Origin of the sequence: Pseudomonas sp. R11-23-07, from assembly GCF_003852295.1 — a bacterium.
GTDB lineage: Bacteria > Pseudomonadota > Gammaproteobacteria > Pseudomonadales > Pseudomonadaceae > Aquipseudomonas.
Map to the genome: position 1 here is coordinate 3,839,121 of NZ_CP027761.1, position 24,768 is coordinate 3,863,888.

General features: G+C 62.0%; 26 protein-coding genes. All 26 read right to left on the bottom strand.

Annotated elements, in window-relative coordinates; genetic code table 11:
• Nucleotides 1-47: 47 nt before the first annotated feature.
• A complete protein-coding gene (locus C4J84_RS17515) occupies nt 48-440 on the bottom strand; it encodes a DUF2802 domain-containing protein (protein ID WP_124363758.1) in 393 nt (130 codons plus the stop codon).
• Nucleotides 441-923 (bottom strand): chemotaxis protein CheW, encoded by a 483-nt coding sequence (locus C4J84_RS17520; RefSeq protein ID WP_124363759.1) that lies wholly within the window; start codon nt 921-923, stop codon nt 441-443.
• A 79-nt stretch (nt 924-1,002) separates the two neighbouring features.
• On the bottom strand, nt 1,003-1,794 hold the full coding sequence (locus tag C4J84_RS17525) for a CheW domain-containing protein (RefSeq protein ID WP_124435820.1): 792 nt from the start codon (nt 1,792-1,794) through the stop codon (nt 1,003-1,005).
• Nucleotides 1,794-2,582 carry a ParA family protein gene (locus C4J84_RS17530; protein ID WP_124371406.1) on the bottom strand — a complete coding sequence of 263 codons (789 nt, stop codon included), beginning with the start codon at nt 2,580-2,582 and terminating at the stop codon, nt 1,794-1,796. The genes C4J84_RS17525 and C4J84_RS17530 overlap by 1 nt, the downstream gene beginning before the upstream one ends.
• 50 nt (nt 2,583-2,632) lie before the next feature.
• The gene (gene motD / locus C4J84_RS17535) at nt 2,633-3,520 is read right to left on the bottom strand and encodes a flagellar motor protein MotD (RefSeq protein ID WP_124363762.1); all 888 of its coding nucleotides are present in this window, start codon (nt 3,518-3,520) and stop codon (nt 2,633-2,635) included.
• 181 nt (nt 3,521-3,701) lie between these two features.
• Nucleotides 3,702-4,442 carry a flagellar motor protein gene (locus tag C4J84_RS17545; protein WP_124363763.1) on the bottom strand — a complete coding sequence of 247 codons (741 nt, stop codon included), beginning with the start codon at nt 4,440-4,442 and terminating at the stop codon, nt 3,702-3,704.
• Nucleotides 4,442-5,569, bottom strand: coding sequence for a chemotaxis response regulator protein-glutamate methylesterase (locus C4J84_RS17550; protein WP_124435821.1), 1,128 nt, complete (start codon nt 5,567-5,569; stop codon nt 4,442-4,444). The genes C4J84_RS17545 and C4J84_RS17550 overlap by 1 nt, the downstream gene beginning before the upstream one ends.
• Nucleotides 5,570-5,617: 48 nt before the next feature.
• Nucleotides 5,618-7,825 (bottom strand): chemotaxis protein CheA, encoded by a 2,208-nt coding sequence (locus C4J84_RS17555; RefSeq protein WP_124435822.1) that lies wholly within the window; start codon nt 7,823-7,825, stop codon nt 5,618-5,620.
• 11 nt (nt 7,826-7,836) lie between these two features.
• Nucleotides 7,837-8,625, bottom strand: coding sequence for a protein phosphatase CheZ (locus C4J84_RS17560; protein WP_124367838.1), 789 nt, complete (start codon nt 8,623-8,625; stop codon nt 7,837-7,839).
• A gap of 18 nt (nt 8,626-8,643) precedes the next feature.
• Nucleotides 8,644-9,018 (bottom strand): chemotaxis response regulator CheY, encoded by a 375-nt coding sequence (locus C4J84_RS17565; protein ID WP_005790040.1) that lies wholly within the window; start codon nt 9,016-9,018, stop codon nt 8,644-8,646.
• Between the two features lie 167 nt (nt 9,019-9,185).
• The gene (gene fliA, locus C4J84_RS17570) at nt 9,186-9,926 is read right to left on the bottom strand and encodes an RNA polymerase sigma factor FliA (RefSeq protein ID WP_124359259.1); all 741 of its coding nucleotides are present in this window, start codon (nt 9,924-9,926) and stop codon (nt 9,186-9,188) included.
• Nucleotides 9,923-10,756: a flagellar synthesis regulator FleN gene (fleN, locus tag C4J84_RS17575; RefSeq protein ID WP_003192912.1), complete on the bottom strand. Its 834-nt coding sequence runs from the start codon at nt 10,754-10,756 to the stop codon at nt 9,923-9,925. Before fleN ends, fliA begins: the two co-directional genes overlap by 4 nt.
• A 105-nt stretch (nt 10,757-10,861) precedes the next feature.
• Nucleotides 10,862-12,178 carry a flagellar biosynthesis protein FlhF gene (gene flhF, locus C4J84_RS17580; protein WP_124363767.1) on the bottom strand — a complete coding sequence of 439 codons (1,317 nt, stop codon included), beginning with the start codon at nt 12,176-12,178 and terminating at the stop codon, nt 10,862-10,864.
• A 12-nt stretch (nt 12,179-12,190) separates the two neighbouring features.
• Nucleotides 12,191-14,305 (bottom strand): flagellar biosynthesis protein FlhA, encoded by a 2,115-nt coding sequence (gene flhA, locus C4J84_RS17585; RefSeq protein WP_124430905.1) that lies wholly within the window; start codon nt 14,303-14,305, stop codon nt 12,191-12,193.
• Nucleotides 14,306-15,370: 1,065 nt separating this feature from the next.
• Nucleotides 15,371-16,507, bottom strand: coding sequence for a flagellar biosynthesis protein FlhB (gene flhB / locus C4J84_RS17600; RefSeq protein WP_124363769.1), 1,137 nt, complete (start codon nt 16,505-16,507; stop codon nt 15,371-15,373).
• Nucleotides 16,508-16,510: 3 nt separating this feature from the next.
• Complete coding sequence (gene fliR, locus C4J84_RS17605) at nt 16,511-17,296, bottom strand: flagellar biosynthetic protein FliR (RefSeq protein ID WP_124363770.1); 786 nt, start codon at nt 17,294-17,296, stop codon at nt 16,511-16,513.
• A gap of 4 nt (nt 17,297-17,300) precedes the next feature.
• Nucleotides 17,301-17,570, bottom strand: coding sequence for a flagellar biosynthesis protein FliQ (gene fliQ, locus C4J84_RS17610; protein WP_057721355.1), 270 nt, complete (start codon nt 17,568-17,570; stop codon nt 17,301-17,303).
• 4 nt (nt 17,571-17,574) lie between these two features.
• Nucleotides 17,575-18,318, bottom strand: coding sequence for a flagellar type III secretion system pore protein FliP (fliP, locus tag C4J84_RS17615; RefSeq protein WP_124363771.1), 744 nt, complete (start codon nt 18,316-18,318; stop codon nt 17,575-17,577).
• Nucleotides 18,318-18,752 (bottom strand): flagellar biosynthetic protein FliO, encoded by a 435-nt coding sequence (fliO, locus tag C4J84_RS17620; RefSeq protein ID WP_124367841.1) that lies wholly within the window; start codon nt 18,750-18,752, stop codon nt 18,318-18,320. Before fliO ends, fliP begins: the two co-directional genes overlap by 1 nt.
• Before the next feature lies 1 nt (nt 18,753).
• Complete coding sequence (fliN, locus tag C4J84_RS17625) at nt 18,754-19,221, bottom strand: flagellar motor switch protein FliN (RefSeq protein WP_124371416.1); 468 nt, start codon at nt 19,219-19,221, stop codon at nt 18,754-18,756.
• 43 nt (nt 19,222-19,264) lie between these two features.
• A complete protein-coding gene (fliM, locus tag C4J84_RS17630; protein ID WP_124363773.1) occupies nt 19,265-20,233 on the bottom strand; it encodes a flagellar motor switch protein FliM in 969 nt (322 codons plus the stop codon).
• A gap of 9 nt (nt 20,234-20,242) precedes the next feature.
• Nucleotides 20,243-20,743 carry a flagellar basal body-associated protein FliL gene (gene fliL / locus C4J84_RS17635; protein ID WP_124363774.1) on the bottom strand — a complete coding sequence of 167 codons (501 nt, stop codon included), beginning with the start codon at nt 20,741-20,743 and terminating at the stop codon, nt 20,243-20,245.
• A 234-nt stretch (nt 20,744-20,977) separates the two neighbouring features.
• Entirely contained in the window at nt 20,978-22,264 is a 1,287-nt protein-coding gene (locus C4J84_RS17640) for a flagellar hook-length control protein FliK (protein WP_124435825.1), read from the bottom strand.
• A gap of 104 nt (nt 22,265-22,368) precedes the next feature.
• The gene (locus C4J84_RS17645) at nt 22,369-22,713 is read right to left on the bottom strand and encodes an Hpt domain-containing protein (RefSeq protein ID WP_124367843.1); all 345 of its coding nucleotides are present in this window, start codon (nt 22,711-22,713) and stop codon (nt 22,369-22,371) included.
• Between the two features lie 30 nt (nt 22,714-22,743).
• Complete coding sequence (locus C4J84_RS17650; protein ID WP_124371418.1) at nt 22,744-24,462, bottom strand: fused response regulator/phosphatase; 1,719 nt, start codon at nt 24,460-24,462, stop codon at nt 22,744-22,746.
• The gene (locus C4J84_RS17655) at nt 24,459-24,764 is read right to left on the bottom strand and encodes an STAS domain-containing protein (RefSeq protein ID WP_124367845.1); all 306 of its coding nucleotides are present in this window, start codon (nt 24,762-24,764) and stop codon (nt 24,459-24,461) included. Before C4J84_RS17655 ends, C4J84_RS17650 begins: the two co-directional genes overlap by 4 nt.
• Nucleotides 24,765-24,768 lie beyond the last annotated feature (4 nt).

The following is a 24,768-nucleotide window of genomic DNA, read 5'->3' on the forward strand; positions in this document are numbered from 1 at the left end:
TCGGGAGCAAGCCCCTCCCACATTGAATCCAGCAAGCCCGGCCCGAATCAGCTCTTGTGCAACTTGCTCATCAACTGCGCCTCGGCCTGGGTCAACCCGCACGACTGGGTCAGCTCATCCACCGTCGCGCCCATGCCCACCAGCTTGGCCGCCTGGGCGAACGACAGGTTCGCGGGATCACGCTGCTCCAACTGCACCAACTTGTCCGGCAACGGCCCGAGAATCGCGCGCAGTTCATGCACTTCATCCCCAACCCGCACCGCACTCTGCTGGAAATGATCGACACGCTTGACCAGCTCCAGAATGCGCCGGTCACGCACCGCATCGCGCTCGGCCTGTTGCAAGGCCAACTCCCGCTGCTGGCGCACATAGCGCAGCACAAACGCCAACGTCCCGGCCCACAACAGGGCCAGGACGATCACCGCCGCCTCAAGGAACAATCAGATGCTCTCCAGGTCCGACCACTCTTCTTCGCTCATCATTTTGTCCAGCTCAACCAGAATCAACAGCTCGTTGTTCTTGTTGCACACGCCCTGGATAAACTTGGCGGATTCTTCGTTGCCCACGTTCGGCGCGGTTTCCACTTCCGATTGGCGCAGGTAGACCACTTCGGCCACGCTGTCGACCATGATCCCGACCACTTGCTTGTCGGCTTCGATGATGACGATGCGCGTGTTGTCGTTGACATCGGTCGGCGCCAGGCCGAAGCGTTGGCGCGTGTCGATCACCGTCACCACGTTGCCGCGCAGGTTGATGATGCCCAGCACGTAGCTCGGCGCACCCGGGACCGGAGCGATCTCGGTGTAGCGCAGCACTTCCTGCACGCGCATCACGTTAATGCCGTAGGACTCGTTGTCCAGTTTGAAGGTCACCCATTGCAGGATCGGATCATCCAAACCTTGTGCGGACGCTGACTTGTTCATGCTTCTGACCCCTTCAAATGCCGCTATCGACGGCGTGTGTGCTAATGGGCCGCGCAACCGCACGACCTTTATTGTTCAATCAACTGCGTTTGTTCTGCGCCATTTCCTTGACCGCACCGCTGGCGATCAACTCTGCCAGTTCGGCGACGTCGAGCAACGCGCACATGTGTTCGATCACGGTGCCCGCCAGCCACGGCCGTTGGCCACGGTGGCTGCGCCACTTGATTTCGTTCGGGTCCAGGCGCAACGAGCGGCTGACTTGATGCACCGCCAGCCCCCACTCGTAGCCCTGCACCGAGATCACATACTGCAGGCCCTGGCGGAAGTCGTCGCGGTAGCGGTCGGGCATTACCCAGCGCGCGGTATCCAGCACCTTGAGATTGCCGGCCTGGCTGGGCAGGATGCCGAGGAACCACTCCGGTTGCCCGAACAACGGCGTCAGCTCCTGGCCTTCCAGGGAATAGATCGAGCCCAGACACACCAGCGGCACCGCCAGGGTCAACCCGGCGACGTCGAACAGCAGGCATTCGAACGGCTCGGCGGCCCACGACGGGCGACCATCGCCGGTCACCGGCGGCGGCGTGATGCTCGGCGGCAGGTGCACTTCCACGATCGGCTCGACCACCACCGGCGCCACCACCTCAGGCGTGATCGGCACCACGACGGGCGTCGCTTCGACGTGTGCATCGCGGGCCTGTTCCTCAAGCACCGCCAACTGGAACTCATCCAGCGCAGCGTCAGGCTCGACGGCCGGCTCCAGCACCAGGATCGGTTCCGGCAGTTCCTCGGCGGTCGCATCCTGCAGCAAGGCATCCAGGTAGGATTCCAGTGCCAGTTGCGGCCGGGTCTTGAAGTCGAGGGGACGGTTCATCAGGCCACCTGCGCCACAAGCTGCTGGGACAACAGGTGCTTGAGCAACGCCCGATAAGCCAGCACGCCACGGCTCTTGCCGTCGAATTGCGACGGCGTGAGCCCGGCGCGGCTGGCGTCACGCAGGCGCGTGTCTACCGGGATGTAGCCGTTCCAGATGGTGTCCGGATAGGCATCGCGCAGTACGCGCAGGGTGCCGAGGGAGGCCTGGGTACGCCGGTCGAACAAGGTCGGCACGATGCTGTACGGCAACGCCTGCTTGCGCGAACGGTTGATCATCGCCAGGGTGCTGACCATGCGCTCCAGGCCTTTGACGGCCAGGTGTTCGGTCTGTACCGGGATCACCAACTGCTGGCTGGCCGCCAAGGCGTTGACCATCAGCACGCCGAGCAAGGGCGGGCTGTCGATAATGGCGTAGTCGAAGTCCTGCCACAGTTGCGCCAGGGTCTTGGCGATCACCAGGCCCAGGCCGCTCTGGCCCGGCGACTGGCGCTCAAGGGTGGCCAGGGCGGTGCTGGACGGCAATAGCGAAATACTGTCGCTGCTGGTGGGCAGCAGCAGTTGCCCAGGCAAGTCGCCGGGCACGCTGCCTTTGTGCAGGAACAGGTCGTAGCAACTGTGTTCCAGCGCATCCGGGTCGTAACCGAAATAGCTGGTCATGGAGCCGTGGGGGTCCAGGTCGACCACGACCACGCGCTTGCCTGCCTCGGCCAGCAAACCGGCTAACGCGATGGAGGTGGTGGTCTTGCCGACTCCACCCTTTTGATTGGCAACTGCCCAGACTCTCATTCGGTTGATTCCTCCCGGTGGGCACACGCGCGACCGAGACATTGCATAGGTTAGTGAGCCGGTGACGGAGAATTGACGGAGCTGGCCCGCACCAGCGGCTTTGCAGGGGCCGGTGCAGTTTGTGTGCCAGCGCGCCTCAACGCCGCATCCGGTGTTGCATTCGCCGTGCCGGTGCCGGTCAGGCTGCGGCGTACATCCAGGTTGCGCGACACCACCAGCACCACCCGCCGATTGCGCGCGCGGCCTTCGAGCGTGGCGTTATTGGCCACCGGCTGGAATTCACCGTAGCCCACCGACGCCAGGCGCTGGGGGTTCACGCCCTGCATCGCGAGCATGCGCACGATGCTCGCCGCCCGGGCCGAGGACAGTTCCCAGTTGGTCGGGTACTGCGCCGTACTGATCGGCAGGTTGTCGGTAAAGCCTTCGACGTGGATCGGGTTTTCAAACGGCTTGAGGATCGCTGCCACCTTGTCGATGATGGTGAAGGCCTGGTCGCTCGGCAGTGCATCGGCGCTGGCGAACAACAGGCTGGAGTTCAGCTCGATCTCCACCCACAGTTCATTGCCGCGCACGGTCATCTGGTTGGAGCTGATCAGGTCGCCAAATGCGGCGCTGATATCGTCGGCAATGCTCTTGAGCGGGTCGCTGGTGCCGCCGACACCGGCGGCGGTTTCATCGCTGTCGTTGACCAGCGGCTTGGCCGGGGTCACCGTCTTGGGTCGTTCATCGCCTATAGGGATAGGCTTGAGCGCGCGATCAGAGTCGGAAAACACCCCGATCAACGCTTCGGAAATAACCTTGTACTTGCCTTCGTTCACCGACGAGATCGAGTACATCACCACGAAAAACGCAAACAGCAAGGTGATGAAGTCCGCGTAGGACACCAGCCAGCGTTCATGGTTGACGTGCTCTTCAGGCTCGCGACGGCGACGGCTCACAGGCACTTCCCTCTCTGACCAACAGCGAACACTTCATTGTGGCGAGCGAGCTTGCTCGCGCTGGGGCGCGAAGCGGCCCTGAACCCAGACGCTGCGACCTGTCTGAAAGACCGTGTTGCCTGGAGTGGGGCTGCTTCGCAGCCCAGCGCGAGCAAGCTCGCTCGCCACATGCCCATGTGCATCAATCCATGAAGCCCTGGAGCTTCAATTCGATGGAGCGCGGGTTTTCACCCTCGGCGATCGACAGGATGCCTTCGAGCAACATCTCGCGGTAACGGGACTGGCGCATGGCAATCGACTTGAGCTTGCTCGCCACCGGCAACAACACCAGGTTGGCGCTCGCCACACCGTAGATGGTGGCGACAAATGCCACAGCAATGCCGCTGCCCAGTTGCGAAGGGTCGGCCAGGTTGCCCATCACGTGGATCAGGCCCATTACCGCGCCGATGATGCCGATGGTCGGCGCGTAGCCGCCCATGCTTTCAAAGACTTTGGCCGCGTTGATGTCGCGGCTTTCCTGGGTGTAGAAATCCACCTCGAGGATGCTGCGGATCGCCTCCGGCTCGGCGCCATCCACCAGCAGTTGCAGGCCTTTGCGGGCGTAGCTGTCGGGCTCGGCATCGGCCACGCTTTCCAGGCCCAGCAGGCCTTCCTTGCGTGCGGTGAGGCTCCAGTTGACCACGCGGTCGATGCCGCCTGGCAGGTCGACCCGTGGCGGGAAAATGATCCAAATCAGGATCTGCATGGCGCGCTTGAACGAGCTCACCGGCGCCTGCAACAACGCCGCGCCCACGGTGCCACCGATCACGATCAGCGCCGCCGGGCCGTTGGCCAGGGCGCCAAGGTGGCCGCCTTCAAGGTAGTTGCCGCCGATAATGGCGACAAACGCCAGGGTGATGCCGATCAGGCTCAAGACATCCATCAGAGGCAGGCCTCCACCAGATGCTTGCCGATGTCGTCCAGGCTGTAGACCGCATCGGCCAGGTCAGCCTTGACGATCGCCATGGGCATGCCGTAGATCACGCAACTGGCTTCGTCCTGGGCCCAGATTGCACTGCCGCCCTGCTTGAGCAGGCGCGCGCCCTCACGGCCATCGGCACCCATGCCGGTGAGCACCACCGCCAGAACTTTGTCACCGTAGGACTTGGCCGCCGAGCCGAAGGTGATATCCACGCACGGCTTGTAGTTGAGGCGCTCGTCGCCCGGCAGGATTTTGATCGCGCCACGGCCATCCACCATCATCTGCTTGCCACCCGGGGCCAGCAGCGCCAGGCCAGGGCGCAGGATGTCGCCATCCTCGGCTTCCTTGACGCTGATGCGGCACAGCTTGTCCAGGCGCTCGGCAAAGGCCTTGGTGAACGCAGCGGGCATGTGCTGGATCAACACGATCGGCGCCGGGAAGTTGGCCGGCAACTGAGTCAATACACGCTGCAAGGCCACCGGCCCGCCCGTGGACGTACCGATCGCCACCAGTTTGTAGGCCTTGCGCTTGGGCGCGGGCGAATGGGCGCTTGATGCAGCCGTGCGGGTAGGCGCTGCCGGCGCGGGCCGAGCGACGGGTGCGGGCGCCGGGCGGCTGAACGATGATGTCGGCGCGGCCACAGGTGCAGGCGCAGGTGTCGGCGCGGGCGCGCTGAACAGACTGCGGCGGTTACTGCGCGAAATGCTGTGCACCTTCTCGCACAGCATCTGCTTGACCTTATCGGGGTTACGCGAGATGTCTTCGAAATTCTTCGGCAGGAAATCCACCGCGCCGGCATCCAGCGCATCCAGGGTGACCCGGGCGCCTTCATGCGTCAGCGAGGAGAACATCAATACCGGTGTGGGGCAGCGTTGCATGATGTGACGCACGGCCGTGATGCCATCCATCATCGGCATTTCGTAGTCCATGGTGATCACGTCCGGCTTCAACGCAATGGCTTGATCGATCGCCTCTTTGCCGTTGGTGGCCGTGCCGACTACCTGGATCGTTGGATCGGCGGAAAGAATCTCCGAGACGCGGCGGCGGAAGAAACCCGAATCGTCCACCACCAGGACCTTGACTACCATAAACACTCCGTTAGACGGGGCGGGCGCTACCGCCCTGCCCCGCCAGAATCAAATACGCCGTGCGGCGTAACGCTTGAGCATGCTTGGAACATCGAGAATCAACGCGATGCGACCGTCACCGGTGATGGTCGCGCCAGACATGCCCGGGGTCCCCTGCAGCATTTTGCCCAACGGCTTGATGACCACTTCTTCCTGGCCCACCAGTTGGTCGACCACAAAGCCGATGCGCTGGGTGCCCACCGACAGAATCACCACATGGCCTTCGCGCTGCTCTTCATGCTTGGCCGATGCCACCAGCCAGCGCTTGAGGTAGAACAGCGGCAGGGCCTTGTCACGCACGATCACCACTTCCTGGCCGTCCACCACGTTGGTGCGCGACAGGTCGAGGTGGAAGATCTCGTTGACGTTGACCAGCGGGAAGGCGAAGGCCTGGTTGCCCAGCATCACCATCAGGGTTGGCATGATCGCCAGGGTCAACGGCACCTTGATGACGATTTTCGAGCCCTGGCCCTTGGTCGAGTAGATATTGATCGAGCCATTGAGCTGGCTGATCTTGGTCTTCACCACGTCCATGCCGACGCCACGGCCGGACACGTCGGAGATCTCGGTCTTGGTCGAGAAGCCGGGGGCGAAGATCAGGTTGTAGCATTCGGTGTCGGTGAGGCGATCGGCGGCATCCTTGTCCATCACACCGCGCTTGACCGCGATATTGCGCAAAACCGCCGGGTCCATGCCTTTGCCGTCATCGGTGATCGACAGCAGGATATGATCGCCCTCTTGCTCCGCCGCCAGGATCACCTTGCCGCCCCGCGATTTGCCCGAGGCTTCGCGTTCTTCCGGGGTTTCCACGCCGTGGTCGACGGCGTTGCGTACCAAGTGGACCAGCGGGTCGGCCAGGGCCTCGACGAGGTTCTTGTCGAGGTCGGTTTCTTCGCCCACCAGTTCCAGGTTGATTTCTTTCTTGAGCTGGCGCGCCAGGTCGCGCACCAGGCGCGGGAAACGGCCGAAGACTTTCTTGATCGGCTGCATCCGCGTTTTCATCACGGCGGTTTGCAGGTCGGCGGTGACCACATCGAGGTTCGACACGGCCTTCTGCATGGCTTCATCGCCACTGTTCAGGCCCAGGCGCACCAGGCGGTTACGCACCAGCACCAGCTCGCCGACCATGTTCATGATGTCGTCCAGGCGCGCAGTGTCTACGCGCACCGTGGTTTCGGCTTCAGTGGCAGGTTTATCGGCAACCGGCGCAGCGGCAGGACGCGCCGGAGCTGGCGCGGCAGCCGGTGCAGGCGCTGGCTTGGCGACCGGCGCTGCGGCTTTGGCGGCGGCAACCGGTGCGGCTGTAGCGACCGCTGCAGCGGCGGCCGGAGCCGGGGCCACTTCGGTGAACTTGCCTTTGCCGTGCAACTCGTCCAGCAAGGCCTCGAACTCGTTATCAGAAATCAGCCCGTCACCGGCAGGTGCTGCACTGGCCGCCGGAGCGACGGCGGCAGTGGCAGCGACCTGCGGCAAGGCTTCGGCGACGAACGTGCCTTTGCCATGCAGCTGGTCGAGCAGCGCCTCGAATTCATCGTCGGTAATATCGGTACTGGCGTTGGCCGCCGGTGCCGCTGGCGCAGCCGCCGGTGCCACGGCATCGGCCGCGAACTGGCCTTTGCCATGCAACTGGTCGAGCAGGGATTCGAATTCTGCGTCGGTAATGTCTTCGCTGGTCGGTGTGGCAACCGGCGCCGTTGCAGCCGGTGCTTCAGCCTCGGCCTTGACCGCATTGAGCGAGTCGAGCAGTTGCTCGAACTCGCTGTCGGTCACATCCGCCTCGGCTTCCACCACTGGCTCAGGCACGGCTTGCACAGCCGGTGCTTGCGCAGCCGGTTCGGCCAGGCGCGCCAGGGCGGCCAGCAGTTCCGGAGTGGCGGCGGTGACCGGTGCACGTTCACGAACCTGGCTGAACATGGCGTTGACCGCATCCAGTGCTTCGAGAATCACGTCCATTAATTCCGAGTCAACCTGACGCTCACCCTTGCGCAGGATGTCGAACACGTTCTCGGCGATGTGACAGCACTCCACCAGCTCATGGAGCTGGAGGAAGCCGGCGCCCCCTTTTACAGTGTGAAAACCGCGAAAAATTGCATTGAGCAGGTTCGCATCATCCGGACGGCTTTCCAGCTCGACCAGTTGTTCGGACAGTTGCTCTAAAATTTCGCCGGCCTCTACAAGGAAATCCTGAAGGATTTCTTCATCGGCGCCGAAGCTCATGTGGGTGCTCCTTAGAAGCCTAAACTGGACAGCAAATCGTCTACGTCATCTTGACCGGATACGACGTCTTCACGTTTATCGGCATGAATCTGCGGACCTTCACCCTTGGCGAGGTGTTTTTGTGGATCTTTTTCCGAGAGGATCGCTTCGCGGTCATGTTCGATGCCGGCAAAACGGTCGACCTGGCCGGCCATCAGCACCAGTTTGAGCAGGTTGCTTTCCACTTCGGTGACCAGTTGGGTCACACGCTTGATCACTTGGCCGGTGAGGTCCTGGTAATCCTGGGCGAGCAGAATGTCGTTGAGGTTGCCGGCCACCGTGCGGTTTTCCTGTTCGCTGCGCGACAGAAAACCGTCGACCCGACGCGCCAGTTCACGGAACTCTTCAGCCCCTACTTCGCGGCGCATGAAGCGGCCCCAGTCAACGCTCAAGGCCTGGGCTTCATTGGCCATGCCATTGACCAGAGGCGTGGCGTTTTCCACCAGGTCCATGGTGCGGTTGGCCGCTGCCTCGGTCAGCCTGACCACATAGGACAGGCGTTCGGTGGCATCGGTGATCTGGGAAATTTCTTCGGCCTGGGGCATGCGCGGGTCAATCTGGAAATTGACGATCGCACTGTGCAGCTCACGCGTGAGCTTGCCCACTTCCTGGTACAGGCCGCGGTCACGGGTCTGGTTAAGCTCATGGATCAACTGCACCGCATCGCCGAACTGGCCCTTTTCAAGGCATTCGACCAACTGGTGAGCATGTTTTTTCAGGGTCGACTCAAAATCGCCCTGTGACGTTTCGTTATGGTCCATAGCTCCCCCGTGGCAGCATCAATGGCCGATGCGTTCGAAGATTTTTTCGATCTTCTCTTTCAAGGCCAGGGCAGTGAATGGCTTGACCACATAGCCGTTTACCCCGGCTTGGGCGGCTTCGATGATCTGTTCACGCTTGGCTTCGGCGGTCACCATCAACACCGGCAGGCTGCGCAGTTTTTCATCGGCGCGCACATGGCGCAGCAAGTCGATACCGGTCATGCCGGGCATGTTCCAGTCGGTTACCAGAAAGTCGATGCTCCCGCTGTTGAGGATCGGAATCGCCGTAATGCCGTCATCCGCCTCGACCGTGTTAGTGAACCCAAGGTCACGCAACAGGTTTTTTATGATCCGCCGCATCGTTGAGAAGTCATCAACGATGAGGATTTTCATGTTCTTGTCCAATTCGACCTCCAAGCAGTCTTAAACGCGCCCAGCACCTGGACGCGCCACTTCAATCAACAGGCGTTACACAAAAAGGACTGCCCAGGGCACCACGGAGCGAACCCGCGAAGGCCGAAACCTTCGCGGTAGCGTCTGCAGTGTCCCCACACTGCCTGTCAGCGCGCGCGCCACTCTCCCAACCGCCCCCGCAAGCGGGCCGCGCACTGGCTATGCAACTGGCTGACACGCGATTCGCTGACCCCCAGGACCTCACCGATTTCCTTGAGGTTCAGCTCCTCGTCGTAGTACAGCGCCAACACCAGGCGCTCGCGCTCCGGCAAATTGGCAATGGCCTCCGCCAGCGCTCCCTGGAAACGTTCATCTTCCAGATCGCGCGACGGTTCCATATGCGCGCTCGCGCCGTCCTCGTGCAGCCCTTCGTGTTCGCCGTCCTGCAACAGGTCGTCGAAACTGAACAGGCGGCTGCCCAAGGTATCGTTCAAAATCCCGTAATAATCGTCGAGACTCAATTGGAGTTCGGCCGCAACTTCATGATCTTTAGCGTCACGACCGGTTTTTGCTTCAATTGCACGAATTGCGTCACTGACCATGCGCGTATTGCGGTGTACCGAACGCGGCGCCCAATCCCCTTTACGCACTTCATCGAGCATCGCGCCACGGATGCGGATACCCGCATACGTCTCGAAACTCGCGCCCTTGCTTGCGTCGTATTTGGTCGACACTTCGAGCAGGCCGATCATCCCGGCCTGGATCAGGTCTTCCACCTGCACGCTGGCAGGCAGGCGCGCCAGCAGGTGATAGGCGATGCGCTTGACCAGTGGCGCATAGCGCTCGATCAACTCGCCCTGGCTGTCACGGGCCGACTTTTTGTAAAGGTTGTAGCCGCTGGATGTCATAGCACAGGCCCTGCGCTCGTCTGATGCACCAATCGCTCGACAAAAAACTCCAGATGCCCCCGAGGGTTGGCAGGCAACGGCCAGGTATCGACCTTCTGGGCTATCGCCTTGAACGCCAGTGCGCACTTGGAACGAGGGAACGCTTCGTAGACCGCACGCTGCTTTTGCACGGCCTTGCGCACACACTCGTCATAGGGAACTGCACCGACGTATTGTAAGGCGACATCGAGGAAACGATCCGTGACCTTGGTCAACTTGGCGAACAGGTTGCGCCCTTCCTGCGGACTTTGGGCCATGTTGGCCAGCACGCGGAAACGGTTCATGCCGTAGTCACGGTTAAGCAGTTTGATCAGGGCGTAGGCGTCGGTGATCGAAGTGGGTTCATCGCAGACCACCAGCAGCACTTCTTGCGCGGCGCGTACGAAGCTGACCACCGACTCGCCGATCCCGGCGGCGGTGTCGATCACCAGCACGTCGAGGTTGTCGCCGATATCGCTGAAGGCCTGGATCAGGCCGGCATGCTGCGCCGGGCTCAGGTGCACCATGCTCTGGGTGCCCGAGGCGGCCGGCACGATGCGGATACCACCGGGGCCCTGGAGCAGCACATCGCGCAGCTCACAGCGGCCTTCGATCACATCGGCGAGCGTGTGTTTGGGTGTCAGCCCCAGCAGAACGTCCACGTTCGCCAGGCCCAGGTCAGCATCCAGCAGCATGACGCGACGGCCAAGCTCTGCCAGGGCCAGGGACAAATTCACTGACACGTTAGTTTTGCCGACGCCACCTTTGCCGCCGGTCACCGCGATCACCTGTACGGGATGCATGCTGCCCATTTTATTTCTTTACCTTGTCTTGCTTAGACGCAGGCTACATGGCTTGGTCGCGTGTATCGCTTGCAGACCATCGATGTAGGTACATTTCACGGTGTTCATCCTGCCTTATCCCACCCGCTTTGCCGGGTTGTGATAAAGGTCGGCGAACATGTCGGCCATCGCTTCCTCGCTAGGCTCGTCTTGCATTTGCACACTGACAGCACGGCTGACCAACTGATGACGGCGCGGCAGATGCAAATCATCCGGAATCCGCGGCCCGTCGGTCAGGTAGGCGACCGGTAATTCATGACTGATCGCCAGGCTCAGCACTTCGCCGAGGCTGGCGGTTTCATCCAGTTTGGTCAGGATGCAACCGGCCAGGCCGCAGCGTTTGTAGCTGTGATAGGCAGCGGTAAGAACCTGTTTCTGGCTGGTGGTTGCAAGCACCAGGTAATTTTTCGACTTGATGCCGCGTCCGGCCAGGCTTTCAAGCTGCATGCGCAGGGCCGGGTCGCTGGCTTGCAGGCCGGCGGTATCGATCAACACCACGCGCTTGCGCAGCAGCGGGTCGAGGGCATTGGCCAGGGACTGGCCCGGGTCGACGTGGGTCACCGGCACATTGAGGATACGGCCCAGGGTCTTGAGCTGTTCCTGGGCGCCGATGCGGTAGCTGTCCATGCTCACCAGCGCGATATTCGACGCGCCGTACTTGAGCACATAACGCGCGGCCAGCTTGGCCAGGGTGGTGGTCTTGCCCATGCCGGCGGGGCCGACCATGGCGATCACACCGCCTTCTTCCAGGGGTTCGATTTCCGGGGTGGCAATCATCCGCGCCAGGTGCGCCAGCAGCATGCGCCAGGCTTGGCGCGGCTCTTCGACTTCGGCGGTCAGCGCCAGCAGGTCGCGGGACAACGGGCCGGACAGGCCGATGCGCTGCAGCCGGCGCCACAGGTTGGCTTGTTGCGGCTTGCTGCCTTGCAGTTGGCTCCAGGCCAGCGAGCCCAGTTGCACTTCGAGCAGCTCGCGCAGGCCGTTGAGTTCAAAGCGCATCGAATCGAACACACGCTGGTCGACTGCGGCGGCCGGGGCTGGCGCTGCAGGACGTGGCGGCTCGACAAACGTAGGTTCCACCAGCGGCTCGGCGGCGGTCAGTGGCAGGCCGGCGAACAATTGGCGGTTGGTGGTGGCGTCGCTGTCACCGCGCATGCTCAGTTCGGCCTGGGCCGAGACGATGCGCGAAGCGGTCTTGCGCAGCTCGTCTTCGAGCTCCATGTTCGGCACACGCGGAGCCAGGGCCTGAGGCGTGTAATCCAGGGCAGCCGTCAGCTCGACACCGCCAGCGATGCGACGATTACCGATAATCGCGGCATCGGCGCCCAGCTCATCGCGGACCAACTTCATGGCCTGACGCATATCGGCGGCGAAAAAACGCTTTACTTGCATAACCCACTACCCTCAGCCGTTGGGCCCTACTGTCGCGACGATAGTCACTTGCTTATTGTCAGGAATTTCCTGGTAAGCCAACACGTGCAAATTCGGTACTGCCAGGCGCCCGAAGCGCGACAACATCGCGCGGACCGGACCGGCCACCAGCAGAATCACCGGCTGGCCCTGCATCTCCTGGCGCTGCGCGGCTTCGATCAACGAACGCTGCAGCTTTTCAGCCATGCTTGGCTCCAGCAGAACGCCCTCTTCCTGGCCTTGCCCTGCCTTCTGAATACTATTGAGCAATATCTGTTCCAACCTTGGCTCCAAGGTGATAACAGGCAGCTCAGACTCAACGCCTACAATGCTTTGCACGATGGCGCGGGACAAACCGACCCGTACCGCCGCCACCAGAGCGGCAGTATCTTGACTCTTGGCGGCATTGTTGGCGATGGCCTCGGCGATGCTGCGAATATCCCGCACGGGCACCTGTTCGGCGAGCAAGGCTTGCAACACCTTGAGCAACTGCGACAACGACAGCACGCCCGGCACCAGCTCTTCGGCCAGTTTTGGCGAGGCTTTGGCCAGCAAACCCATCAATTGCTGGACTTCCTCGTGGCCGATCAGCTCGTGGGAGTGTTTGTAGAGAATCTGGTTGAGGTGGGTAGCGACCACGGTACTGGCGTCCACCACGGTATAACCGAGGGACTGCGCCTGGCTGCGCTGGCTGACTTCGATCCACACCGCTTCCAGGCCGAAAGCCGGATCTTTGGCGGTGATGCCGTTGAGCGAACCGAACACTTGCCCTGGGTTGATCGCAAGTTCGCGGTCCGGGTAGATCTCGGCTTCGGCCAGGATCACGCCCATCAAGGTCAGGCGGTAGGCGCTGGGGGCCAGGTCGAGGTTGTCGCGGATATGCACGGTGGGCATCAAAAAGCCCAGGTCCTGGGACAGCTTCTTGCGCACACCCTTGATCCGCGCCAGCAGTTGGCCGCCCTGGTTGCGGTCCACCAACGGGATCAGGCGGTAACCGACTTCCAGGCCGATCATGTCGATCGGGGTCACGTCGTCCCAGCCCAGTTCCTTGGTTTCCTGGGCGCGGGCCGGCGATGGCAGCAATTCCTGCTGGCGGGCGACTTCCTGCAGGGCCTGAACCTTGACCGCATTCTGTTTCTTCCAGAACAGGTAGGCCGCGCCGCCGGCCATGGCCGCCATGCTCAGGAACGAAACGTGGGGCATGCCCGGCACGATGCCCATGACGGCCATGATACCGGCGGCCACGGCCAGCGCCTTGGGCGAAGCGAACATCTGCCGGCTGATCTGCTTGCCCATGTCTTCGGAGCCCGAAGCACGGGTCACCATGATCGCAGCAGCTGTGGATAACAACAGTGATGGCAATTGCGCCACTAAACCGTCACCGATGGTCAGCAAGGCGTAGACCTTGCCCGCATCGCCGAAGGTCATGCCGTGCTGGAAAATACCCACGGCTATGCCGCCGATCAGGTTGATGAACAGGATCAGCAGGCCGGCGATGGCGTCACCGCGCACAAACTTACTGGCGCCGTCCATGGAGCCGTAGAACTCGGCTTCCTGGGCCACTTCCAGGCGACGGCTCTTGGCCTGGTTCTGGTCGATAAGGCCGGCATTGAGGTCGGCGTCGATAGCCATCTGCTTACCGGGCATCGCATCCAGGGTAAACCGCGCGCTCACCTCGGAAATCCGCCCGGCGCCCTTGGTGACCACCACGAAGTTGATGATCATCAGGATCGCGAACACCACGATACCGACCACGTAGTTACCGCCGATCACCACTTCACCGAAGGCCTGGATCACCTTACCGGCGGCGGCGTGACCGTCCTGGCCGTGGAGCATCACCACGCGGGTGGACGCCACGTTCAGCGCCAGGCGCAGCAGGGTTGCCACCAGCAGGATGGTCGGGAACACCGCGAAATCCAATGGCCGCAGGGCGTACACACACACCAGCAGCACCACCACCGACAGGGCGATGTTGAAGGTGAAAAACACGTCGAGCAGGAACGGCGGCATCGGCAACATCATCATTGCCAGCATCACCAGCAACAACAACGGCACGCCCAGGTTGCCCCGCGACAGGTCAGTCAGGGTGCCACGGGCCGTGCTGAGCATTTGAGAGCGATCTACCACCGGTCTTCCTCGTGTCCTTGAAGCAAAGTTTTGACGCTGGGGGGCGTCCTGCAGGCGGTATTGCAAGAAGCCTTCCAACTTTGCTTTTGGGCCCAGGATGACCTTGGAAGTGACGCAGCCTACCGGGTATGACTCAGGTTAAATGTGGGAGGGGGCTTGCTCCCGATGGCGGTGTGTCAGGCCCCCAATAGGTGGCTGATACGCCGCCATCGGGAGCAAGCCCCCTCCCACATTTGCACCCGGGGTGGTCTTTAAATAGGCCGTATATTCGAGGCCTGAACACTTGCCGTTCTCCACACACTTATGGACCCGTCCCGGTATCGTTGTGCGCACTGACGGGGAGCGCATAAACGCCCTGGGGTTTATGGATCATTTGAAACGTTAACTTCTTTCCAATCGACAGTGCAGCCCCCCGCCAATCGCTCCAATCGATAAAGACGCAGTCATGCCCGTCATCCAGCGCAATCAGCCACTTGCCCCTGGCCAGCTCACGTTTGACTGTACCCGTCGTCACTTTCAATACCGTTCTCCCTGCATCTCGTTCACAGCCTGCGCGCAGTGTCTGGTGCAATAGAACCGCGAGACGCTGGCGCTGGCTACTGTCAAAGTTGACAGGTAGACGCAAACGACCATGGGTGCTAGCGAGGGGCTTTCGGTGTTTTTTTCCGCTTGCGAGGTTTTCGCATGGTGGGAGCGGCTGGCGGGACTTCACCGCACTTGGCATCTGTCGACTGCACGGCAACCGCGTTGCCATCACGATCCCGGACAATCAAACCAATGCCCTTGACCGCATCGAACCACTTGACCGTAGCCCTATCCATCACCGCCTCCCGAGCCGCGCATGGCTGCGCAGCTCATCGCTGTATCAAACAGTGAAGGCGGCGCATTGGCTACTGTCAAAGTTGACAGGTAATGGGCACCTTCCTGTAGGAGCGAGCTTGCTCGCGAAGGTGGGTAACGATAACGCGCAAATCAGGATGAACGCGGCGACTCGGAGTTTTTCGCGAGCAAGCTCGCTCCTACAGAGGCAGACATAAAAGCGCGTTTTCAGGAGTCGCGACGCAAATCCGGCGGGATCGGCAGGTCCTTGAGCGGATCGGGCCGCTTGCCCTTGCCCGCCCGGTACTGGCGGATCTGGTAGACGTAGGCCAATACCTGCGCCACGGCCAGGTACAGCCCGGCGGGGATTTCCTGATCGAGGTCGGTGGAATAGAAGATCGACCGCGCCAGCGCCGGTGATTCCAGCAGCAGGATGTCGTTGGCCACGGCGATTTCACGAATCTTGAGCGCGGTAAAGTCGCTGCCCTTGGCCAGCAACATCGGCGCGCCGCCCTTCTCCGGGTCGTACTTGAGGGCGACGGCGTAGTGGGTCGGGTTGGTGATGATCACATCGGCGTCGGGCACCGAGGCCATCATCTTGCGCTGGGACATTTCCCGCTGCAGTTGGCGGATGCGTTGCTTGACCTCCGGGCGCCCTTCCTGGTCCTTGTGTTCGTCACGCACTTCCTGCTTGGTCATCAGCAGTTTCTTGTGGCTTTCCCACAGCTGGATCGGCGCGTCCACCGCCGCGATGATGATCAGCCCAGCAGACATCCACAACGCACTCCAACCCACCACTTGCAGGCTGTGGATGATCGCCGACTCCAGCGGTTCATGGGCGATGCGCAGCAAGTCGTCGATGTCGGACGACAACACCGACAACGCCACGAACAGAATCAGGATGAATTTGGCCAAGGCCTTGAGCAGCTCCACCAGGGCCTTGGTGGAAAACATGCGCTTGAGCCCGGCCGCCGGGTTCATGCGGCTGAACTTGGGCGCCATGCTGCTGGCGGCAAACAGCCAGCCGCCGAGGGCGACCGGGCCGATCAGCGCGGCGAGCAGCAAGGTGATCAGGATCGGTTGCACCGCCAGCAGCGCGATCTTGCCCGAATGCAGCAGGTAGAGCCCCATGGAATCGGGGTTGAGCAACACCTCGCGGGGCAAGGTGAAGTTGTGCTTCATCAGCTCCAGCAAGTCCAGCGCCAGGCCACCGCCGTAGATCAGCAAGGCGCCGGCACCGGCCATCATGGTCGCAACGGTATTGAGCTCTTTGGAGCGTGCGATCTCGCCCTTTTCCCTGGAGTCCTTTTTACGTTTCTCCGTGGGGTCTTCTGTCTTGTCCTGACCACTCTCGCTCTCGGCCATGGCTCAGCGCGCCCGTGCCAGGTCACGTAAGAACTGCAAGGCGTCGGTCGCCAGCGGTTGATACTGATTGAGAATGTCAGCCAGGCCGACCCAGAAAATCCCCATGCCCAACACCAGGGTCAAGGGGAAACCAATCGAGAAGATGTTCAGCTGCGGCGCCGCGCGAGTCATCACGCCAAACGCGATGTTGACCACCAGCAACGCCGTGATCGCCGGCAACACCAGCAGCAAGGACGCGCCCAGCACCCAGCCGAGGCGCCCCACCAGTTCCCAGAAGTGGTTGACCACCAGCCCCGAGCCCACCGGCAAGGTGGTGAAACTTTCGGTCATGACCTCGAACGCCACCAGATGGCCGTTCATGGCCAGGAACAGCAAGGTCACCAGCATGGTCAGGAATTGCCCGATCACCGCCGCCGACACACCGTTGGTGGGGTCGACCATGGACGCGAAGCCCATGCCCATCTGCACCGAGATGATTTGCCCGGCGACCACAAACGCCTGGAAGAACAGGCTCAGGGAAAAGCCCAGCATGGCGCCGATCAGGACCTGTTCGGCGATCAGCATCAATGCGCTGAGGTCGAGAGCGTTGACCGGCGGCATCGGCGGCAAGCCGGGCACAATCACCACGGTGATCGCCACCGCGAAATACAGGCGCACACGCCGTGGTACCAGGGTAGTGCCGAACACCGGCATGGCCATCAACATGGCCGTGACGCGAAACAGCGGCAGGATGAACGAGGCCACCCAGGTACTGATCTGGGTGTCGGTCAAGGCCAGTAACGATTGCATCGGCTCAGCCGATCAACTGCGGAATACTGCCGTACAGCTGCAGGATGTATTCCATGAAAGTTTGCACCAGCCACGGGCCGGCGACGATCAGGGTGATCAGCATCACCAGCAGGCGCGGCAGAAAGCTCAGGGTCTGTTCGTTGATCTGGGTGGCGGCCTGGAACATCGCCACCAGCAGGCCGACCAGCAGGCTCGGCACCACCAGCACGGCGACCATCAAGGTGGTCAGCCACAGCGCTTCACGAAACAGGTCGACGGCAACTTCTGGAGTCATCGCGCTATACCCCTCCGAAACTGCCGGCCAGGGTGCCGATAATCAGCGCCCAGCCGTCCACCAGCACAAACAGCATGATCTTGAACGGCAACGAGATGATCAGCGGCGAGAGCATCATCATACCCATCGCCATCAGCACGCTCGCCACCACCAGGTCGATGATCAGGAACGGGATGAAAATCATGAAGCCGATCTGGAACGCGGTCTTCAATTCCGAGGTAACGAAGGCCGGCACCAGGATGGTCAGCGGCGCCTGGTCCGGCGTGGCAATGTCGGTGCGCTTGGACAGGCGCATGAACAGCTCGAGGTCGCTGGAGCGGGTCTGCGACAGCATGAAGTCCTTGATCGGGCCCTGGGCTTTGTCGATGGCGTCCTGGGCGGTCATTTTCTCCGCAAGGTAAGGTTGCAGGGCTTGCTGGTTCACCTTGTCGAACACCGGCGCCATGATGAACAGCGTCAGGAACAACGCCATGCCGGTAAGGATCTGGTTCGACGGCGTCTGTTGCAGGCCCAGGGCCTGGCGCAGGATCGAGAACACGATGATGATCCGCGTGAAGCTGGTCATCAGCATGACGAACGCCGGGATAAAGCTCAGCGCAGTCATGATCAGCAGGATCTGCAGGCTGACCGAGTATTCCTGCGCGCCGGCCGCATTGGTGCCCAGGGTGATCGCCGGGATCGACAACGGGTCGGCGCCCAGGGCCATCGGCGCGGCCAGCAACAGCATGAGCGTCAGGAACACGCGCATTACTTCTTATCCTTCTGATCCTTGCCCAGCAATTCCATCAGGCGCTGGGCGAATTCTGGCGTGGCGGCCTCGGTCTTGGCCGCGTCCACCGGTGTCTTGAGTACGTGCAGCGGGGTAATGCGGCCGGGGGTGAGGCCGAGCAAAATCTGCTCCTCGCCGACCTGCACCAGCACCAGCCGATCGCGCGGGCCGAGGGCACGCGAGCCGATCAGCTCGATGACCTGGGCGTTGCCCGGGCCGATACGCTGCACGCGGCGCATCAGCCAGGCCAGCACGAAAATCAGGCCGACCACCAGCAACAGGCCGAGCATCAATTGCGTCAACTGCCCGCCGACGCTGCCGACCGCAGGTGCCGCAGCCGCTTGCGCGATCGGCTCAGCCGCCAGGGCGCCCAATGGCAGCGCCAGCAACAGTCCCGCCATGCTGTACTTCATTTCAGCGCAACTTCTTGATGCGTTCGCTCGGGCTGATCACGTCCGTCAGGCGAATGCCGAACTTCTCGTTGACCACCACCACCTCGCCATGGGCGATCAGCGTGCCATTGACCAGTACGTCCAGCGGCTCGCCGGCCAGGCGGTCGAGCTCGATCACCGAGCCCTGGTTGAGCTGCAGCAGGTTGCGGATGTTGATTTCGGTGCTGCCCACTTCCATGGAGATCGACACCGGAATGTCCAGGATCACGTCCAGGTTGGGGCCGTCGAGGGTCACCGGTTCGTTGTTTTTCGGCACGCTGCCGAATTCTTCCATCGGCAGGCGTTTGCCGGCCGGCGCGGAGGCAGCGTCGGCGGCCAGCAGCGCGTCGATATCGTCCTGGCCGACATCGCCGGTTTCTTCCAGGGCCGCAGCCCACTCGTCAGCCAGGGCCTGGTCTTCGGCGGAAGTGTTTTCGTGTTCGGTAGCCATTACATGTCCTCGGCGCAGCAAACAATCATGAATAGGGGGTGCATCAGCGGCGATTGATCGGCTCAATCACCTGCAACGCCAGGTTGCCCTTGTGGGAACCGAGCTTGACCTTGAACGACGGCACACCATTGGCGCGCATGATCAGTTCTTCCGGCAGTTCGACGGGGATCACGTCACCCGGCTGCATGTGCAGAATGTCGCGCAGGCGCAACTGGCGACGGGCCACGGTGGCGCTCAGGGGCACGTCGACGTCGAGCAGATCTTCGCGCAGGGCCTTGACCCAGCGTTCGTCCTGGTCGTCGAGGTCGGACTGGAAACCGGCGTCGAGCATTTCGCGTACCGGCTCGATCATCGAGTACGGCATGGTCACGTGCAGGTCGCCGCCACCGCCATCGAGTTCGATGTGGAACGTCGACACCACAATGGCTTCGCTCGGCCCGACGATGTTGGCCATGGCCGGGTTCACTTCCGAGTTGATGTACTCGAAATTGACTTCCATGATCGCCTGCCAGGCTTCCTTCAAGTCAATGAAGGCCTGCTCCAGCACCATGCGCACCACGCGCAGTTCGGTGGGCGTGAATTCACGGCCTTCGATCTTGGCGTGACGGCCGTCGCCACCGAAGAAGTTGTCCACCAGCTTGAATACCAGCTTGGCGTCGAGGATGAACAGCGCGGTGCCGCGCAACGGCTTGATCTTGACCAGGTTGAGGCTGGTGGGCACGTACAGCGAGTGCACGTATTCACCGAACTTCATCACCTGCACGCCGCCCACCGCCACGTCCGCCGAACGGCGCAGCATGTTGAACATGCTGATACGGGTGTATCGGGCGAAACGTTCGTTGATCATTTCCAGGGTCGGCATGCGTCCACGGACGATGCGATCCTGAGTGGTCAGGTCGTAACTTTTGACGCTGCCGGGTTCGGCAGCCATTTCGGTCTGTACCAGACCATCGTCGACGCCATGCAACAGCGCGTCGATTTCATCCTGGGACAGCAGGTCTTGCACGGCCATGTCGTGGTCCTACTGCAATACGAAGTTAGTGAAGAGCGCCTGCTCGACCACGACTTTGCCGAGCTCTTTCTGGGCCACTTCCTGCACGCTGGCAGTGACCTTCTGGCGCAGCATTTCCTGGCCCACCGCAGTGGCCAGGCTGTCGAAGCTCTGCCCGGAGAACAGCATCACCAGGTTGTTGCGGATCACCGGCATGTGCACCTTGAGCGCGTCCAGGTCCGCCTGGTTGCGCGCCAGCAAGGTGATGCTCACCTGCAAGTAGCGTTGGCGACCGTTCTGGTTGTAGTTGGCGACAAACGCCGGCAGCATCGGCTCGAAGATTGCCGGTTGCTTGACGTTAGTGGCGGCGTCGGCAGCGGGAGCCGGCTTGCTGGCACTGCTGTGCATGATGTACCAGGTGCCACCCACCGAGGCGCCAATGGCCAGGAGCAGGCCCAGCACAATCAGCAGGATCAGCTTGAGCTTGCCTTTGCCTGCGGGGGGAGTTGCTGCGTCGTCGCTCTTCGCCATGCCAATAATCCGTCACTATTCTGGGATTCATAGATCTACGGAAAGGCAAGAGCAAGTGTTATGCCAGAGTTGTCTGGCATCAGGACGACAGGACAACACAAATAAAATGTGGGAGGGGCGGTGCGACGATTCGACTTGCTCCCGATAGCAGTGTGTCATTCAACAAATCTGTTGCTGATACACCGCAATCGGGAGCAAGCCCCCTCCCACATTTTGATCTCTGTTCGGCTTGGGTCAGGCGTAGTAGTCGACAGCGCTGGAGCCGATCACACTGCTCACCACCGGCGCGACGGCGGCCGCAACTTCGCCAGAGTCGGCAACCTCGCCAGCGCTACTGCGGCCGCCACTCACGCCCCGCGCCTGGCTCTGCTGTTGCTGCTGCTCCTGCCCGCGAGACTGGTCGGACACATTCACGTCCACCTGCCCCATGCCTTGTTGGGCGAACATCTCGCGCAGGCGCCCGGACTGGCTTTCCAGCGCTTCACGGACCACCGCATGGCCGCTCATGAAGCTCACTTGGGCCTGCTGGTCGGGCGTCATGTTGACCTTGATGTCCAGGCGCCCCAGTTCGGCCGGCTGCAGCTGGATTTCGGCCGACTTGAGGTTGGCGCTGGAGAGGTACATCACGCGGTTGACCACTTCTTCGGTCCAGCCGCTCTGGTGCATGGCCAGCGGGGCGTTGGTCACCGGCGGCAAGGCGTTGGCGGTTTTCGGCGTGGCGGCCTGGGTCAGCGCGGCGAGGCGGTTGGCGAAGTCATCCACGCGGGTGTCGCTGCTGGCGTCCTTGAGGTCCTTGAGGCCGTCATCGATCAGCGCGCCGAAGGCTTTGTCGCCGCCCTGGTCAGTGCTGTCCTTGGTGGCTTGTTGATCGACCATAGTGGCCAGGCCTGCCGCGAAATTCTGCGCGGCGGTCGGTTGATCCAGAGGCGTGGCTGGCGCAGTTTTCTGCGGCGCCTGGCTGCTGGCCGACACATGACCGCCCTGCTCCATCGCCAAGCGTACGGCGGGCATGGCATCCAATGGGTCGGCTTCGGGGTCGAAGGCGGGTGATTTGGCCGTGTCGACCACTGCGACGGGGGCGGCGGCGGCCGGCTGGGGCTTGTCATCTTCCACGACCGCCACAGGCGCTGGCGTTTCCACCGGCACGGCAACGGGGGTGACCGTGGCGATCAGCGCGGGGTCGACCGGCGGATCAGCCGGCGGCTGTTGCGCCAGGGACGGGTCGGCGGCTGTGTCGGCGGCGTCCTCGTCGGCCTTGGCCGGCTTGGCAGGCAAGGGATTGCCGCTATCGGCAACCGCCGGCGTGCTGGCGGCAGATTGATCGCCGGCTGCCGTCGGCGCCGACTTGCCTGGGGCTTCGGCGGTTTTCAAGGCAGGTTTGGCGCCTTGGTTGGCGAACACTTGAGCGAAGCCAGGGCCCTTGTCCCGTGGGTCCGCAGCCGCTGCCACAGGGGTGGCGGCAGGCGCTTGAGGCTTGGCCGCGGGGGCAGCCTGAAGGAGCGAATTAGGGGCGACTGGCATAGGTAAAGGTCTCCACTGCATGGGGGTCGGGGATGCAGTATCCAGAGATAGAGCAAGAGTCGGGCCAAGTCGCCCAGGGCAGCTAAATCGCGGTTTGAAGTGCTTCAGAGACTGAAGCGCTGCCGCTCCGACTCATACAGCGGCCGGACCAGGGCAAACTCATGATCGATCTGATCGACCAGGGCCCCGAGGTCCGCCGTCGTGCCAACGGACTCCACTTCCAGGCGCTGACACAACTGCGCCAGTCGCACCGCCCCAAGGTTGCCGCTGCTACCCTTGAAGCTATGGGCGATGCGCCCCAGTGCCTTGGCGTCATCACGCGCCTTGCGCAAGGCGGTGACGCGCTCTTCGGAGTCATGAAGGAAGGTCTCCAGCAACCGTGGGTACTCGTCCTCCATCACCTCCTGCAAGCCCGACAGCACGTCGGGGTCCAGATGAATCTCAGCCACTTGCTCGCTCCTTGATCAAGAATCGGCGGATTATGCCAGAGCCTCCCAGCAAAACTCCACGCAGACACTGCGCCCGCCATCGGACCAGCGTACCGCGCTGCAAAGTTGACGCACCAGGCTCAAGCCGCGGCCAGACAGACGGTCAGCATCCAGCGGCCGCGCCAGCACCTCGTCAACATCGAAGCCAGGCCCGCTGTCCTCGACACGCAACGTCATCTTGCCGCCCTTTGCAGTCGGGGACACCTGCACATGTATGCGGATATGGCCGCTGTTCAATTGCGCCAGCCGCTCGTTGCGCAGGCGGTAGTACTGCGCAAACCCTTCGGCATCTTGCTTGAGCTGTGAATCCAGCCCCAGTACCCCATGTTCGAGGGCATTGGCATACAACTCGGCCATCACCGTGTAGAGCGCACCGCTCTGCTCACGCAGGCCGTGGACCTCCAACAGTAATTGCAGCAGATAGGGCAATGGGTTGTAGCGCCTGAGGGTCTGCGCGCGAAATTCAAAACTCACCGACCAATTCAGCGGGCACGACTGGCCACTGTCGGAATACATCGGTTCCGCCACGCGCAGCGGTTGGCCGGACAGCAAGGTGATTTCAACCATGCTGACGTCGTCCCGTGCCTCACCGCGAAATGCCGCCAGCGCCTGCTCGATATCCTCGAACAAGCGGTCGGGCTCGCGGTTGGCGGCAAACACCTGCTGCAAACGCTCGGCGCCGAACAACTGGTCATTGGCGTCGGCGGTGTCCAGCACCCCATCGGAGAGCAGGAACACCCGGTCGCCCAGGGCCATGGGCCAGACTTCGGTGCTGTCATCGAATGCCTGGGCCGACAGCACGCCCAACGGCAGATGCCGCGACATCAACGGCGTGCGCTTGCCGGTAGCGACCTCATGCACATAGCCCTCGGGCATGCCGCCGTTCCACACCTCCACCACGCGCCGCTCGGTGCTCAGGCACAACAGTGTGGCGCAGCAGAACATGTCCACCGGCAGGATGCGCTTGAGCTTGGCGTTCATCTCGCGCAGGGTCTGCGTCAGCCCATAGCCCTTGGCGGTCATGCCATAGAACACTTCGGCCAGGGGCATGGCACCGATGGCCGCCGGCAGGCCGTGGCCGGTGAAATCGCCGAGCAACACGTGCATGTCGCCGGACGGCGTATAGGCCGCCAGCAACAGGTCCCCGTTGAACAGTGCATAGGGCGATTGCAGGTAGCGGATATTCGGCGCCGCGTTGATGCAACCCGAATGCGCGACCTTGTCGAACACGGCCTTGGCGGTGCGCTGCTCATGTAACAAGTAATCGTTGTGACGGGCGATCTGGTCACGCTGCTGCAGCACCGTGGCTTGCAGCCGCCGCAGGCGGTCCATGGCGTTGATCTTGGCGGCCAGAATCAACTGGTTATAGGGCTTGGGCAGGAAATCGTCGCCGCCGGCGTCCAGACACTCGGCCAGTGCGGCGCTTTCGCGCAGCGAGGTCAGGAAGATGATGGGGACCAACTGCTCGCCCGCCAATTGCTTGATCCAGCGCGCGGCGAGAAAACCATCCATCACCGGCATCATCGCGTCCATCAACACCAACTGCGGGCGCTCGCGCGCAAACACCTCAACGGCTTGCTCGCCATTGGTCGCGGTGAGCACATGGTGACCCTGACGCCGCACGATGGTCGACAACAACAGCAAGTCGGCGGCACTGTCTTCGGCAATCAGGATGGTCAGCGGCTCGGATAAGGGCGCCAGGACTCTCACGAGATATCGAAAAGCTTGTCGAAATTGGAAATGGCGAGGATTTTGCGCACGTCCGTGTTGCTGTTGGTCACGCGCACGTCTGAATTATCGCCACCGGCATGGTCCCGCAGCAGCAGAAGCATGCCCAGAGCCGAGCTGTCCATATACGTGGTTTCTTTCAGGTCCACGACGTACGACTCAGGCACCTTATAGAACCGCTCGTAGGCATCACGAAATGCCTGGTGGCTGCCGAAATCGAATCGGCCCTTGATCGTGATCGTCAACTTCTTCCCATCCAGGGATACATCTGGCTCGATCGACATGTGA